The following is a 412-nucleotide window of genomic DNA, read 5'->3' as shown; positions in this document are numbered from 1 at the left end:
GCTCCATGGGGTCTTTCCGTCCTGTCGCGGGTAACCCGCATCTTCACGGGTATTATAATTTCACCGAGTCTCTCGTTGAGACAGTGCCCAAATCATTACACCTTTCGTGCAGGTCGGAACTTACCCGACAAGGAATTTCGCTACCTTAGGACCGTTATAGTTACGGCCGCCGTTTACTGGGGCTTCAATTCAAACCTTCGCTTGCGCTGAGCTCTCCTCTTAACCTTCCAGCACCGGGCAGGTGTCAGCACCTATACTTCATCTTACGATTTTGCAGATGCCTGTGTTTTTGATAAACAGTTGCTTGGGCCTTTTCACTGCGGCTGATCTTGCGACCAGCGCCCCTTCTCCCGAAGTTACGGGGCCATTTTGCCGAGTTCCTTAACGAGAGTTCTCTCGCTCACCTGAGGAT

1 rRNA gene is annotated in these 412 nt (G+C 51.7%); it reads right to left on the bottom strand.

The annotated features are described in order from the left end of the window. Positions 1 to 412 (bottom strand): 23S ribosomal RNA (locus lacNas_RS00800); the annotation flags it as partial.

The organism is Lactobacillus nasalidis (assembly GCF_016587775.1).
Lineage (GTDB): Bacteria > Bacillota > Bacilli > Lactobacillales > Lactobacillaceae > Lactobacillus > Lactobacillus nasalidis.
This window is presented reverse-complemented; position numbering and strand designations above follow the sequence as displayed.